Consider the following 15224-nt stretch of genomic DNA (forward strand, 5'->3'; position numbering starts at 1 on the left):
GGCTCAAGCCATGCCCGCGGAAAGCGTCCCGTCTGTAGTGAAAATCCTCTAGCACTAAACTAATGCACAAAACTTTTTTATTTAAAATCCTTAAATCAATCCCTTACCCTTACGATGCGCCTTCATTTCTTCATTCAGCTTTTCAAAAAACTCTTCGTTGTTGTCGGATTGGCGGAGCTTTTTCATGAAGCGCTCGGTGAAGTCATTGGAGTCAGAGAAGGTTTTTCTGATGGCCCAGAGTTTTTCGAGTTTTTCCGGCGGAATAAGCAGTTCTTCTTTACGTGTTCCTGAGCGGCGGATGTCGAGTGCCGGGAAGATTCTGCGTTCGGCAAGGCTGCGGTCGAGATGCAGTTCCATGTTGCCGGTTCCTTTAAATTCTTCATAAATGACTTCGTCCATACGGGAGCCGGTTTCAATCAGAGCTGTTGCCAGAATGGTTAAGCTGCCGCCCTCTTCGATGTTGCGTGCGGCACCGAAGAATCGTTTCGGCCGGTGGAAAGCAGCCGGATCAATTCCGCCGGATAATGTTCGTCCGCTTGGGGGGATGACCAGGTTAAACGCACGTGCCAGACGGGTAATGGAGTCCATCAGGATGATGACATCACGTTTACTTTCGACAAGGCGCATTGCCCGTTCCAGTACCAGTTCTGCTACTTTGACATGATTCTGCGGTTCTTCATCGAATGTAGAACTGACCACATCGGCGTTTACAGAGCGTTCGATATCCGTTACCTCTTCCGGTCTTTCATCAATAAGCAAAACGATTAATTCTGCTTCCGGATGGTTTGTTGTGATGGAATTGGCAATTTCTTTCAGAAGCATCGTCTTCCCTGCTTTTGGCGGAGCAACGATTAGTCCGCGCTGGCCAAATCCAACAGGTGAGACGAGATCCATAATTCGTGTCGAAACATTACTTTTTGTCGTTTCCAATCGGATCTGCCGGTCTGGATATAAAGGAGTAAGTGCCGGGAAATGTACACGCTCGCGTGCTACTTCCGGGTTTTGGCCGTTTACTGCTTCTACCTGAAGCAGCCCGTAGTACCGCTCATTTTCTTTTGGCGGACGGACTTTTCCGGTAACTTTATCGCCGTTGCGCAGATCGAAGCGGCGGATTTGGGATGCCGATATGTAAATATCTTCGGAGCTCGAGGAATAGTTGATCGGACGCAAGAAACCATAGCCTTCCGACTGGATGATCTCCAACACACCTTCCATGAAGAAAAAGCCTTCTTCTTCTGCACGTGATTTCAAAATCGCAAATATCAATTCTTTCTTAGTCAGCTTGCTGTAGTTCGTAATCTTGTATTTTTTCGCAAGCGCGTACAGTTCCTTGAGCGTCATATTCTCTAGGTCTGCAAGGGTAATCATCGTCATTTATACGCACACCACTCTTCATTTATAGTATTAGGATTATTTGACACTATTAAACAGAAAGGAGGACACGTAATGTCCTTCCTTTCCGCAATAGCCTGCATTATGGATCGTTGATAGTCTCAGGAAATAGAAACCCGGCTGAACCGGGTGGTGAGGGAGTTAGTCTTGCATAACGAGAAGTGGTTTTTTCTTCATGCTGTGGCGACCTTCTACAAAACGGATTGTGCCTGATTTAGAACGCATGACAAGTGACTGTGTCCGGCAATAGGAACCTTTGAATTGCACGCCGTCCATTAATTCACCGTCTGTTACACCAGTTGCAGCGAAAATACAGTCATCGCCTTTTACCAGGTCATCCATTTTCAATACTTTATCGACATCGATGCCCATTTTGATGCAGCGTTCTCTTTCTTCATCATTTGAAGGAACGAGACGCCCTTGGATCTCTCCGCCCAGACATTTCAATCCGACTGCCGCGATTACGCCTTCAGGAGCACCGCCCATGCCGAATAAAATATCCACGCCTGTGTCATCGAATGCTGTATTCAATGCGGCAGCTACGTCGCCGTCTTCAATTAACTTGATACGCGCGCCTGCTGCACGGATCTCTTCGATAATTTCTTTATGACGCTCACGGTTCAATACAGAAGCTACCAGATCATTAACCGATTTGTTTTTCGCTTTCGCTACAGCTTTCAAGTTGTCTGTTACTGATGCATCTATATCAATCTTGCCGACCGCTTCAGGTCCGACTGCGATTTTGTCCATATACATATCAGGAGCATTCAGCAAATTGCCTTTGTCAGCAACTGCTAGTACAGCAAGCGCATTCCATCCGCCTGACGCTACGATATTCGTGCCTTCGAGCGGATCAACTGCTACGTCAACTGCCGGTCCGTGGCCTGTCCCGAGCTTTTCACCGATATACAGCATCGGTGCCTCGTCCATTTCGCCTTCACCAATGACGACTACGCCTTCCATTGGAATTGTATCAAATACTGTTCTCATGGCTTCTGTTGCTGCATCATCCGCTTCATTCTTCAAACCGCGTCCCATCCAGCGGGCTGCTGAAACTGCTGCCGCCTCTGTTACACGCACTAATTCCATCGATAAACTACGTTCCATACTGTTTTGTTCCTCCTGTTTGCGGTAAGGCGCTTGTCGCGTTTTACCTTTCATTTGCCTACGTCCGCACCCATGATTGCACGCTGTCTGGATGTGTCGTTATGGTCTATTATACACGAAATTACAAATTACTGTCACTCGGAAATTGAAGCTGCGGTCAGACCTTCTACTTTTTGAATATCGGCACCGAGATTTTGCAGCTTGGAGATGATCCGGCTATAGCCGCGTTCAATATGTTCGATATCCTGAATTTCTGTTTCTCCGCTTGCAATCAAACCGGCAATCATCAGCGCCGCACCTGCACGCAGATCAGATGCGCGCACTGTTGCCGCCTGCAATTGAGTAGGTCCTGCAATAATTGCAGAACGCCCTTCCACACGCCCGTCGGCATTCATTCGGCGAAGTTCGTCGATTTGCTTAAAACGCGCGGGATAAATCGTATCCGTTAAAATCGAGGAGCCCTGCGCCTGGGTCGACAGCACGCAGAACGGCTGCTGAAGATCCGTCGGGAATCCCGGATAAACCAGTGTTTTCACATCCACTGCTTCCAGCTTCTCCGTTTTCGGGATAAAAATCTGTTCCTCGCCCACTTCGATTTTGACGCCCATTTCACGAAGTTTGGCCGTAATTGCTTCGACGTGCAGTGGAATGACATTATCAATCGTAATACCATCGCCGACTGCCGCCGCCATTATCATATAGGTTCCCGTCTCAATTCGATCGGGGATGATCGTATGTTTCGTACCGTGTAAACTTTCTACCCCTTCGATTCGAATGACGTTTGTTCCGGCTCCTTTGATGTTCGCGCCCATATTGGACAATAGTGTTGCCACATCAATGATTTCCGGTTCTTTTGCTGCATTTTCAATCACTGTTTTTCCTTTTGCCATGACAGCAGCGAGCATGATATTAATGGTCGCTCCCACACTAACAACGTCTAAATAAATTTTGGCACCGCGCAGTTCATCTGCACGCAGATAAATCGCACCGTGTTCATTGGTCACTTTTGCACCGAGTGCTTCGAATCCTTTAATATGCTGATCGATTGGCCGCGGTCCTAAATGGCAGCCGCCGGGCAGTCCGATAACCGCGTGCTTAAACTTGCCGAGCAATGCACCCATCATGTAGGAGGATGCCCGAAGTTTCTTGACATTGCCGTTCGGCAGCGGCATAGATACAATTTCTGAAGGATCAATCGTCATTTTGCCGTCTTCCACTTGCACTTTGCCGCCGATTTCTTCCACCAGCAGCTGCAGTGTCTCTACATCAGAAATTTCCGGAAGACCTGCAATCGTTACCGGCGAATCAGCGAGAATAGCTGCAGGAATCAAAGCCACTGCACTATTCTTTGCGCCGCTTACTCTCACAGTCCCTTGCAGCTGTTTTCCACCTCTAATTTTGTAAACGTCCATTTCGATCTCCTTTTGTTTTGAATCCAGATACCATCACGCCGGAGCATGATTGATTCCGTCACTTATTCGTTCTGGTTTCCCAGTCTTGTAAAAACTGATCGATGCCTTTTGCTGTCAGCGGATGGGCGAATAAACTTTTCAATACATTAAATGGTGTCGTTGCAATATGCGCCCCTGCTAAAGCGGCAGCCGTAATATGTTGAGGATGTCTGATCGAAGCCGCAATAATTTGCGTGTCCAGATCATGAATCGTGAAAATATCTGAAATAGTTTCAATTAGTTCAGTTCCATTTTGTCCGATATCGTCTAAACGGCCAATAAAAGGTGACACATAAGTTGCGCCGGCACGAGCGGCCAGCAGTGCCTGGTTCGCACTGAAGATCAGCGTGACATTTGTTTTGATGCCCTCTGCAGCAAATACTGAACAGGCTTTCAGACCTTCAGGCGTCATCGGCAGCTTGACGGTAATATTTTCCGCAAGGGCAGCCAGTTCGCGTCCTTCTTTAATCATTCCTTCTGCATCCAGTGAAATTACTTCTGCGCTGACTGATCCGGGAACAAGTGCAGTAATTTCTTTCAAACGGTCATGGAATGAAATATCTTCTTTTGCCACCAATGAAGGATTGGTTGTTACGCCTGAGATAATCCCCCAGCTGTGTGCTTCTTTTATTTCATCAAAGTTTGCAGTATCTATGAAAAATTTCATGTAATGTTGCCTCCTAGTTTTTACTGTTAAAATACAGGCTCTTTATAAAAAAGCACGCTTCACAGTTTACTTTATGATAGTTTACGTAGTATGGGTTAGTAAGTGGAAGAAGACCGTTTCCCTGCGTTCCAGGCGGACGCGTTCGGGAGGGCCCTCGGTGAGCCAACTGGTCGCTTCGCTCCCTTTAGTTGTCTCATCCTATCGGGCTAATCCTCCCCGAGTCGCCGCCTTCCACTCCGGTACACTGGCTGGTATTTCAATACTTTTTATATGAGTGGCAGTATGAGCATACTATTTAGGCTTATTATGATAGGTTTAGCGTTTCATGCAATACTTAGCATTCTGCAAAGGCTTAGGTTCTTGTGATTATCGCGTTTACAAAGTGAAGAAACGAAACCACGCCAACTCAACTTACACTCTGCAAAAAGTCAGCACGTTATTACTTACCCACACCAGCGTAGGCGCAACTGCGGGGCGGTGCTAAGCAAACAGCGTCGGGTTCGCTTTGACGTATTTCTGCATTCTTTGTAGAAATTAAGGCAGTGATACACGTTCTTCGCCAGCTGGCTCAAAGCGTAAGGCAATCCCCCAGCGCCGAAGCATTGCCAAATTACAACATAGTTCTCTTAATACATACCAGACAAGTTATCAAGAAAAGATTTTAATCTAGACAAAAAACACAAAAGAAGGAGACATATTGCGCTCCTCCTTTGTTGCGGGTATTTCTGGATTACGCTTGCTGGGAACTGCCGAATTCGCGCATTTTGCCGATGACAGTTTTTTTGATTGCTTCACGCATCGGTGTAAGGAATTTACGCGGATCATAAACATCTGAATCTGCATTCAGTGTGTCACGGACCGCCTGTGTTCCTTGAATTTGGTTTTCTGTATTGACATTGATTTTAGACGTGCCCAATGAAATCGCACGCTGGATATCTTCAGTAGGGATTCCTGTTCCGCCATGAAGCACGAGAGGAATATCCCCTTGATTCGAGATTTCTTCCATTTCTTTAAAGCCCAGGTTCGGTTCCCCTTTATACGGACCGTGTACGGAACCAAGCGCGGGAGCCAGACAGTCAATACCTGTCTTTTCTACAAGTTCCCGGCATTCTGCAGGATCTGCATAAATTACGCCTTCTGCGATAATATCGTCTTCCTGTCCGCCGACAACACCAAGTTCAGCCTCTACAGAGACATTATGCTGTTTTGCCAATTCCACTACTTTTTTTGTAGTTTCGATATTTTCCGCAAGCGGCTTGGAAGAAGCGTCAATCATAACTGAAGTGAATCCTGCTTCAATTGCTTCTTTGCATTTTTCATAGCTGGAGCCGTGATCTAAATGAATTGCAACCGGCACAGTTGTTCCGTAGTCCTCCATCAGACCTTTGACCATCATGACAACTGTTTTGAAGCCGCCCATATAACGTGCCGCGCCTTCAGAAACTCCTAAAATGACGGGAGACTTCTCTTCTTCCGCAGCCTGCAGTATTGCTTGGGTATATTCTAAGTTATTTATATTAAATTGACCGATGGCATATCCTTCTTTTTTACCTTTAATCATCATATCTTTCATCGAGACGAGTGGCATAAAAATTTCCTCCTTGGCTTTCGACGGTTTGTCTGTTTCATTATTCTTTCTGCTCTCTAGCATATCAAATTCCATTCATTATTACTACTGTCAGACGTCTCGTCTTTCCAACCTGTTCAAGACTGTGTCGCGTACTTCAAATATATCAAAAGGTTTCGTGAAGTGGTGATCGACGCCAAGTTTTCCCGCTTCGTCAGTCAGTTCGATTTCACTGTAGGCCGTCATCATCATGACAAGCGCATCAGGCATTTGCTTCCTGATTTCGCGCAGTACTTCGACACCGTTCATGCCGGGCATTTTCATGTCCAGCAGGATACAGTCCGGCTTCATCTCACTAAGTATATGTAAGGCTTCCTTGCCGTTTGAGGCTAATGTTGGTTTAAGACCCGCTTGTTTGAATATTTCTTCCAGCAGCATACGTATGCCCGGCTGATCATCGACTATCAATATTTGCTTCAAATGAATTCCTCCTCAATACTTTTTTGACCATGAACCTTTTTTGAAATCTATATAAAGGATAGCAGTTTCATTGAACGTATTTTCAAATAAAAACCTTTTTTAATATGTGTTGATAACATAGCTTTTCAATTAGTGCTTTTTCCAGTCTTTAAAAAATGGTTAGCTGGTATGAGACCGTTTCCCTGCGTTCCAGGCGGACGTGTGTCTTGCGGGCCCGCGTTGAGCCAAGCGAACAGCGAAGGGTTCGCTTTGCCGTATTTTTGCGCTCTTTGCAGAAATTAAGGCAATACAGAGTTTCTTCTACATGCTGTTTTCGTTTCGCTCCCGCAAGTTGTCTCACCTGTCGGGCTGATCCTCCCAGAGTCGCCTAAAACCAGTGCTCCTAACGCTACGCTTTTACTCGCAAAAGCCGTTCTTCGTGACGGCTTTCACTCCGGTACACTGGCTAGTGTTTTAATTCTTTTTATGTGAGTGGCAGTATGAGCATAATATCTGAGATTATTGTGATAGGTGTGGTGTTTCATGCACTACTTAGCATTCTGCAAGGGCTAAGAATCTTGTGATCAATGCGTTTGCAAATCGAGTAACGGAAACAGGTCAACTTATCCACACTCTGCAAAAAAACAGCATGACATACATTATCCACAATAGCGAAGGCGCAACTGCGGGGTTAGCCGTTGCTGTGAGACTGCTGGCACGACTTTCGCCAGCAGGCTCACAGCGTAAGGCAATCCCCCAGCGCCGAAGCGGGTTTAAACTGCAAACCCACACTTCGCTCAAACTTCCTGCAAAGTCGGGCAGCGAAACCTGAACACACTAAATCGCGAAACGTACATGACAAGTCTTTTCCAATATTAATAGTTATATTTTTTTATTTGAGAACTTATTTTAGAAAGTTTAAAATGACGGTACTAGATTCATTTCATCCTAATGTATATTATTCGTAATACTTCCATTAATTCCTCTATTTAAAGTCATTGGTTTTTGCACTTCTTGCTTTAATTTCTTATACTGAACATTTGGAGGGATGAATATGAAGATGTTAACGACCCAGATTCGAGGTCTTTTGGAACGAATCGCGGATGGGCAGGAAGAGTCAATAGAAGAAACAGCGCGGCTGCTCGCACAGGCACTTGTTGGAGAAGGACGGATTGTGATAGCCGGTTTTGAAGAGATGGACGCAATCACAGCTACTGCTTTGCATGGAGCTGAGCCTTTGAAGCGAGCTGTCCGTTATACGGAGGACCTGTCGTTCACTGCAGCAGACCGTGTTTGGCTGCTTGCTCGAAAGGCGGATCATCCGTCTGCTCTTCAGCTGGCCAGGCAGCTGGCAGATGAATTCATTCCATTTGCCGTCTTGACAGCAGACCCGCATGACGAAACCAATGAACTCGCCGATCTGGCGTTTACGTATATCTCGACAGGGCTGAAAAAAGGATTGATCCCGGGTCCAGACGGTGAACGGATTGTGCAACCTCATGCCCTGGCAGCCTTGTTCGTCTATGAAGCAGTAAAATTATCGCTCGACGAGATGCTCGGCGATGATGACGATTTCGAATGAAAAAACGCCCGCAAAAGTGTTAAAAAACTTTTGCGGGCGTTTTGATTATTTACGGTTGTCCAATGCTGCACGGATGAATTCGCGGAACAATGGCTGTGGCCGAGTCGGGCGAGATGCGAACTCCGGATGGAACTGGCAGCCGATGAAGAATGGATGCTCTTGCAGCTCCATTACTTCGATCAGACGGCCGTCCGGGCTGATTCCCGACACGATGAAGCCGGCTTCTTCAAGCTGCGCGCGGTACGCCAGATTGATTTCATACCGGTGTCGGTGACGCTCGTAAACCAATTCTTCACCATATGCATTATACGCTTTCGTGTTCTCCGACAATTTACATGGATAAGAACCAAGACGCAATGTGCTGTCTGCTTCTTCAGCAGTATGGCAGTCAGGGTGGAATGTTGTGACATTGTGTTCAGTTACTGTGTCAAACTCCAATGAATGTGCCTTGTCGAGTCCGGCGACATTGCGGGCGATTTCTGCAGCAGCCAATTGCAGACCAAGACTGATGCCGAAGAACGGCACTTTATGTTCACGTGCATACGTAATCGCTTCAATTTTACCGTCAATTCCACGATCTCCGAAACCGCCGGGAACCAGGATTCCATCAGCGTCCCCGAGCAATTCTTCTACGTTTTCCGCAGTTACTTCTTCAGAATTAATCCATTTGATATCGATATCTGTACTGAATGCATATCCTGCATGACGCATAGCTTCCACCGCTGAAATATACGCATCCTGCAGTTCAACATATTTACCGACAAGCGCGATTTTCACTTTTTCTTTCAGTGATTTTACGACTTTCACCAGTTCTTCGATATCGGAAATATCCGGCTGCGGTGTTTCCAGTCCAAGATAATCCACAACAATCTGATCCATATGCTGTTCATTCAGACGAAGCGGCACTTCATAAAGTGTTTCAGCGTCAAGTGCTTCGATTACTTCTTCAGGCTTGATATTACAGAACAATGCAATCTTATCCTTCATTTCCTGAGGAACCGGATACTCACTGCGCACGACAATCATGTTCGGCTGGATTCCGAGACTTCTTAATTCCTTTACGCTGTGCTGTGTCGGTTTCGTCTTCATCTCGCCTGCTGCGTGAAGATATGGAATCAGGGTGTTGTGGATGTACATGACGTCATCTTTGCCAAGATCGGTCTTGAGCTGACGGATTGCTTCGAGGTAAGGCAATGATTCAATATCGCCGACACTTCCGCCGATTTCTGTGATCACGACGTCAGCATTCAGTGTTTCGCCGGCACGTTTGATCAGCTCTTTGATTTCATTCGTGATATGCGGAATGACTTGAACAGTCGCTCCTTTATATTCACCGCTGCGCTCTTTGCGGAGGACGAGATCATACACTTTCCCCATCGTCACATTCGAGTACTGGTTACATTGAATGTCAATGAAACGTTCGTAGTGACCGATATCAAGATCCGTTTCAGCTCCGTCTTCCGTTACGAAAACTTCGCCGTGCTGGTAAGGACTCATCATGCGCGGATCAATATTAATGTACGGATCAAATTTTTGATTCGTTACTTTTAAACCGCGGTTTTTCAGCAGCCGGCCGAGTGATGCTGCGTTAATTCCTTTGCCTAAAGACGATACGACGCCGCCGGTGATAAAGATATATTTTGTCATGTGTAGTTCCTCCATTTGTTCTATTTACATGCGCGAAGGCTGATGAAATCAATCTCGCCTCGGCGTGATTGGTCGGGATTTTGGATAAGCTTTGCGAAATTAGCTCCCCTCAAAATACCTGACATCCGCCGGAGGCCACATCTGAATCCAGCAATGTTACACCGCTGGATTCAGATGAAAATTAAAAAAAGCGCCCCAGTTGTAGCGAACTACAATAAGGAGCGCGTATACACGAATTCATGTGTCCTTTTCAGGAGCCCATACAAATCTTATATTTTCAGGCGCTAAAAGTCAAGTCTTGTTATTCTTCTTCCTCGTACTCTTCGTCTTCCTCTTCTTCTTCCTCGTCCTCTTCATCAAGGTCGAGTTCTTCATCAGGAATCACTTCTAAATCGTCATCAGGATCAATCAGATCTTCTTCGATTTCAACGACTTCTTCCTCGTCATCGTCTTCGTCATCTGCATCATCTTCCTCTTCGCCGAGTTCGACATATTCTTCGTCGAAGATCTCTTCGTCCTCGTCGTCGTCTTCCACTTCTTCGTCTTCATCATCATAATCTTTTTTCTTCTTTTTCTTCTTTCGGACTTTTACGACCGGAGCCGTTTCTTCTTCGATTTGATCAACCGGGTACCACTCACGCAGCCCCCAGCGATTGTCCTGGATCGCAAGGAAACGGCCGTCGATGTTCATGTCTGTGTAGAATTGAACAAGTTTATCTTTCATTACCTTATCAGAGACGCCTGTAAGTTTTTGGATTTCGTCCATCAACTGCTGCAAAGTCAGGGACTCGCGTCGTTCTGTAAGGATTTGGTAGGTAATATTAATGAACGACTCTTCTGCGAGCTGTTCTTTCGTCATTTCATGGATATTCAATTTATGGCACGTCCTTTCTTCAACACATAAGCATAGTTTACATTATATACAGTTTCGGTTCCAATATGCTACATTCTTTTGCTTCTCTTTACGTTTCTATACTCATTAATTGTCAGACATCCCAGATAGATAGACGCAAAGGCAAAGGGAATGGCCCCCAGTCCGCTGCTGTAAAAGATGAATGTGAGAAGAAACAGAAGTGCAATTATAACCGCATGATAATACCATCTCACCTTCATCACATCCCTTTCTCTTCGTTCCTTACATTATACGGATAAAGTTAGCAATTTATCCACTATGGAGCAGTTGTTGTTTTTCATATGTAAAATCCTGCAGAGTGCTATGAGCGCGAATGAAAGCCGCATGATCACGCAGCCGGCCGCTATGAGCATCCGCGCGGGCACTATGATCACCTGAACATTGCGCATGATCACCTGAACGCAGACGATGATCACCAGCCGCTCTCCCATGATCATCCGCAAATGAAATCTTAAAAAAGCTGCGCAAATTCACGCAGCTTTTGAGAGTGCTTTACATATTTCTTCGATACTGGCCGCCTACTTCATACAATGCATTTGTAATCTGGCCAAGGCTCGCAACCTGTACCGTTTTCATTAGTTCTGCAAAGACATTGCCTCCTGATACAGCTGTTTGCTGAAGATTCTGCAATGCCTGTTCCGCTTCATCGGCATATTTTGATTGGAAAGCGCGCAAGTTCCGTATTTGCACTTCTTTCTCTTCTTTCGTCGCCCGCGCAATTTCCATATTATCGATATCTTCTTCAGACGGCGGATTCGGGTTCAAATACGTATTGACGCCGATGATCGGCAGTTCGCCCGAGTGCTTTTTCATTTCGTAATACATCGATTCTTCCTGAATTTTACCGCGCTGATACTGCGTTTCCATTGAGCCGAGAACTCCGCCGCGGTCATTCAGCCGGTCGAATTCCTGCAACACGGCCTCTTCCACAAGGCTGGTCATTTCTTCAACAATGAAAGCCCCCTGCATCGGATTTTCATTTTTCGACAGACCATGTTCCTTCGTGATGATCATCTGGATCGCCATTGCGCGGCGCACGGATTCTTCCGTCGGTGTCGTGATCGCTTCGTCATAAGCGTTCGTGTGCAGGGAGTTACAGTTATCCTGCAGCGCCATCAGTGCCTGCAGTGTCGTGCGGATATCGTTGAAGTCAATTTCCTGCGCATGCAGGCTGCGGCCTGATGTCTGGATATGATACTTCAGTTTCTGGCTGCGTTCATTGGCGCCGTATTTATCACGCATCGCAACCGCCCAGATTCTGCGCGCGACACGGCCGATCACCGTATACTCGGGATCCAGACCGTTCGAGAAGAAGAATGACAGATTCGGTGCGAAATCGTCAATATTCATTCCGCGGCTCAAGTAATACTCGACATATGTGAAGCCGTTCGCCAATGTGAAAGCAAGCTGTGAAATCGGATTCGATCCCGCTTCCGCAATGTGATAGCCTGAAATCGATACGGAGTAATAATTGCGCACTTTTTTATCAATGAAATACTGCTGAATATCGCCCATCAGACGCAGCGCAAATTCTGTCGAGAAGATGCAGGTGTTCTGTCCCTGATCTTCCTTCAGAATGTCTGCCTGTACCGTTCCGCGGACCGTCTGGAATGTCAGCTCGCGCACTTCCGTAAACTCTTCAACCGAAAGCGTGCGGCCAAGCTCCTCTTCTTTTTTGCGGACTTGCTGATCAACGGCGGCATTCATGAACATCGCCAGAATGATCGGCGCGGGGCCGTTGATTGTCATCGAAACAGATGTGGACGGTGCACAAAGATCAAAGCCTGCATATAGTTTTTTCATATCTTCAAGCGTACAGATGCTGACCCCCGACTCGCCGACTTTACCGTAAATATCCGGTCTCTCGTCAGGATCTTCTCCATATAACGTGACCGAATCGAAAGCGGTGGACAGACGTTTCGCATCGTCGTCTTTTGATACATAGTGGAATCTGCGGTTTGTGCGTTCCGGCGTTCCCTCTCCTGCGAACTGGCGCTTCGGATCTTCCCCTTCACGTTTAAACGGAAAGACGCCGCCTGTGTACGGGAATGAGCCGGGAACATTCTCGCTGTACACCCAGCGCAGAATTTCTCCGTAATCTTTATATTGCGGCAAGACGACTTTCGGGACCTTCAATCCTGACAGACTCACCGTGTTAAGTGCCGTACGGATTTCTTTGTCGCGGATTTTCACCACATATTCATCTTGCTTATACGATTCTTTCAAAGTCTCCCAGTTTTCCAGTGTGCGTTTTGATTCACCTGACAACTGTTCTTCCACGCCCTCTTTCAAACTCGTTAATGAATCTAGTAATGCTTCATTAGAATCCGCTTCCCGAACGGCTTCTATCGCTCCTTCGAGCTGGAAAAGACGCCGCGCCAATTCTTCCTGCTGCTTCGATTTCGCGTGGTAGCTGCGGACAGTCGAGGCAATTTCACGCAGATAATGACTGCGGTCAGGCGGAATGATGACGGTCTGCACCTGTTTCGTAACAGAATCAGCATAATCCGTCGACCAGTCCAATCCGCATGAAGTATTCAGCTGATCGATCAGTGCAGCAAACAGCGTATTCGTTCCTTTATCGTTGAACTGGCTGGCGATGGTTCCGTAAACCGGCATCTTATCGAGTTCATCTTCAAAACGCATATGACTGCGCTGATACTGTTTGCGGACCTGATTGAGCGCATCTTCCGAACCTTTGCGTTCAAATTTATTGATAACAATTAAATCTGCGAAATCTATCATATCAATTTTTTCGAGCTGTGTAGGCGCACCGAATTCACTCGTCATGACATACATTGAAACGTCGGATATATCGGTGATCTGCGCGTCGCCCTGCCCGATTCCGCTCGTCTCGACAATAATCAAGTCGTATCCTGCGGCTTTCGTAACGTCGAGGACATCATGAATGGCAGTCGTCAGCTCAGAACGGGAGCCGCGTGTAGCCAGACTGCGCATATAGACACGGTTATTGAAGATGGCATTCATCCGGATTCTGTCACCGAGCAATGCTCCGCCAGTTTTTTGTTTCGTCGGATCGATGGACAAGATGGCAACGCGCTTGTCAGGAAACTCCTGCAGAAAACGGCGAATTAATTCATCCGTCAGAGAACTTTTCCCCGCGCCGCCTGTACCCGTGATGCCGAGTACCGGGGTCTTCTTGGAAAGTTTTCGTGCGTGCTCCAGCAATTCTTCAGCTGTCTGATCTTTTTTCAGATGCTTATCTTCTGCATAAGTAATCAAATTGGCCAGTACGCCCGGCGTTTCGGCCGTCAGCTGTTCAAGATTGGCCTCTTCATTTTCGACAGCAGTGGAGAAGTCGGACAGCTCCATGATGCGGTTGATCATTCCCTGCAGGCCCATTTTCCGTCCGTCTTCCGGAGAGAAAATCCATTGAATGCCGTATTCATGCAGCTCTTTGATTTCCTTCGGGATAATGACACCTCCGCCACCGCCGAAGATTTTAATATGTGAAGCGTTTCTTTCTTTCAGCAGATCATACATGTATTTGAAATATTCTACATGACCGCCTTGATAGGACGAGATCGCGATGCCCTGGACGTCTTCCTGAATGGCAGCGTTTACAACTTCCTCAACAGAGCGGTTATGCCCGAGATGAATGACCTCTGCCCCTGTTGACTGTAAGATTCTGCGCATAATATTGATCGAAGCGTCATGCCCGTCGAATAAGCTGGAAGCCGTCACGAAACGGATATGGTGCTTCGGCTTGTAAATTTCCTCAGTTGCCATTTAAATTCCGCCTTTCCATACAAAGAGACACACGCCGCAGCAAACTGCCCCGGCGAAGTCACTTGTTTATTTTGCCAGACCTTGAATAATCTGATCCGTCTGTATCTGAATGTACTGCTCCAATGAATAACTTTTGCGCAACGCCCATCTGCGGAACGACCACATCTGTCCCTGCACTAGAATATGATGCGCCGCAAGCGCTACTTCATTGGGACCGATCCGCAGATTGCCCGCTTCCATGCAGCGCCGTACGATCGTTTCAAACAGCTCGACCATTTCCAGCTCTTTTGTCAGCACATAGCGCAGCGCTTCACCGGGCAGCGATTTGGATTCCTGGTACATGACCAGGAACTCATCAGACATATGATCAATCACCTCGTAGTACTTTGCAATCGCCACACGCAGTCCTTCCACCGTGTTATCATTGGTGTCCAGTTCAGAAAGACGAACTTTCACCTCATGATAAATATGATCGCAGACAAGATAAAGAACATCTTCTTTCGTACGGATATACTCGTAAAGCGTGCCGATGCTGAAACCTGCCTCCTTGGCAATTTCACGCGTTGTCGTCCGATGGAACCCTTTCGCGATAAACAGCTTCACGGCCCCGCGGCTGATTTGTTCACGCCGTTTCTGAATCAAGTCTTCGTCTTTCACGGTAGATTTCACTTCATGTTTTGGCATAGAGT

General features: G+C 46.7%; 11 protein-coding genes. 1 reads left to right on the forward strand and 10 read right to left on the reverse strand.

The window, feature by feature from the left end; translation table 11 throughout:
• Positions 1-90: 90 nt before the first annotated feature.
• The 6 genes from rho to NCCP2331_RS14725 all read right to left on the reverse strand — a co-directional run bounded on the left by rho (position 91) and on the right by NCCP2331_RS14725 (position 6664).
• On the reverse strand, positions 91-1374 hold the full coding sequence (gene rho, locus NCCP2331_RS14700; protein ID WP_153720831.1) for a transcription termination factor Rho: 1284 nt from the start codon (positions 1372-1374) through the stop codon (positions 91-93).
• Between the two features lie 159 nt (positions 1375-1533).
• Complete coding sequence (gene glpX, locus NCCP2331_RS14705; protein WP_153720830.1) at positions 1534-2499, reverse strand: class II fructose-bisphosphatase; 966 nt, start codon at positions 2497-2499, stop codon at positions 1534-1536.
• Positions 2500-2633: 134 nt separating this feature from the next.
• Positions 2634-3911, reverse strand: coding sequence for a UDP-N-acetylglucosamine 1-carboxyvinyltransferase (locus tag NCCP2331_RS14710; RefSeq protein WP_251671651.1), 1278 nt, complete (start codon positions 3909-3911; stop codon positions 2634-2636).
• A 58-nt stretch (positions 3912-3969) separates the two neighbouring features.
• Positions 3970-4617 carry a fructose-6-phosphate aldolase gene (gene fsa / locus NCCP2331_RS14715; protein WP_153720828.1) on the reverse strand — a complete coding sequence of 216 codons (648 nt, stop codon included), beginning with the start codon at positions 4615-4617 and terminating at the stop codon, positions 3970-3972.
• Positions 4618-5347: 730 nt separating this feature from the next.
• The gene (locus NCCP2331_RS14720; protein ID WP_153720966.1) at positions 5348-6205 is read right to left on the reverse strand and encodes a class II fructose-bisphosphate aldolase; all 858 of its coding nucleotides are present in this window, start codon (positions 6203-6205) and stop codon (positions 5348-5350) included.
• Positions 6206-6295: 90 nt separating this feature from the next.
• Positions 6296-6664, reverse strand: coding sequence for a response regulator (locus tag NCCP2331_RS14725; RefSeq protein ID WP_251671652.1), 369 nt, complete (start codon positions 6662-6664; stop codon positions 6296-6298).
• Between the two features lie 1033 nt (positions 6665-7697).
• On the opposite strand from NCCP2331_RS14725, the gene NCCP2331_RS14730 reads away from it, so the two are divergent.
• Positions 7698-8225 carry a DUF2529 family protein gene (locus NCCP2331_RS14730; protein WP_251671653.1) on the forward strand — a complete coding sequence of 176 codons (528 nt, stop codon included), beginning with the start codon at positions 7698-7700 and terminating at the stop codon, positions 8223-8225.
• A 45-nt stretch (positions 8226-8270) separates the two neighbouring features.
• On the opposite strand, the gene NCCP2331_RS14735 is transcribed toward NCCP2331_RS14730, so the two are convergent.
• The 4 genes from NCCP2331_RS14735 to NCCP2331_RS14750 all read right to left on the reverse strand — a co-directional run bounded on the left by NCCP2331_RS14735 (position 8271) and on the right by NCCP2331_RS14750 (position 15219).
• Positions 8271-9872 carry a CTP synthase gene (locus NCCP2331_RS14735; RefSeq protein WP_251671654.1) on the reverse strand — a complete coding sequence of 534 codons (1602 nt, stop codon included), beginning with the start codon at positions 9870-9872 and terminating at the stop codon, positions 8271-8273.
• 301 nt (positions 9873-10173) lie between these two features.
• The gene (gene rpoE / locus NCCP2331_RS14740; RefSeq protein ID WP_251671655.1) at positions 10174-10746 is read right to left on the reverse strand and encodes a DNA-directed RNA polymerase subunit delta; all 573 of its coding nucleotides are present in this window, start codon (positions 10744-10746) and stop codon (positions 10174-10176) included.
• 531 nt (positions 10747-11277) lie between these two features.
• A complete protein-coding gene (icmF, locus tag NCCP2331_RS14745) occupies positions 11278-14535 on the reverse strand; it encodes a fused isobutyryl-CoA mutase/GTPase IcmF (protein ID WP_251671656.1) in 3258 nt (1085 codons plus the stop codon).
• A gap of 66 nt (positions 14536-14601) precedes the next feature.
• Entirely contained in the window at positions 14602-15219 is a 618-nt protein-coding gene (locus NCCP2331_RS14750) for a TetR/AcrR family transcriptional regulator (protein ID WP_251671657.1), read from the reverse strand.
• Between the last annotated feature and the right edge of the window lie 5 nt (positions 15220-15224).

Origin of the sequence: Sporosarcina sp. NCCP-2331 (assembly GCF_023707945.1) — a bacterium.
Classification (GTDB): Bacteria; Bacillota; Bacilli; order Bacillales_A; family Planococcaceae; genus Sporosarcina; species Sporosarcina cascadiensis.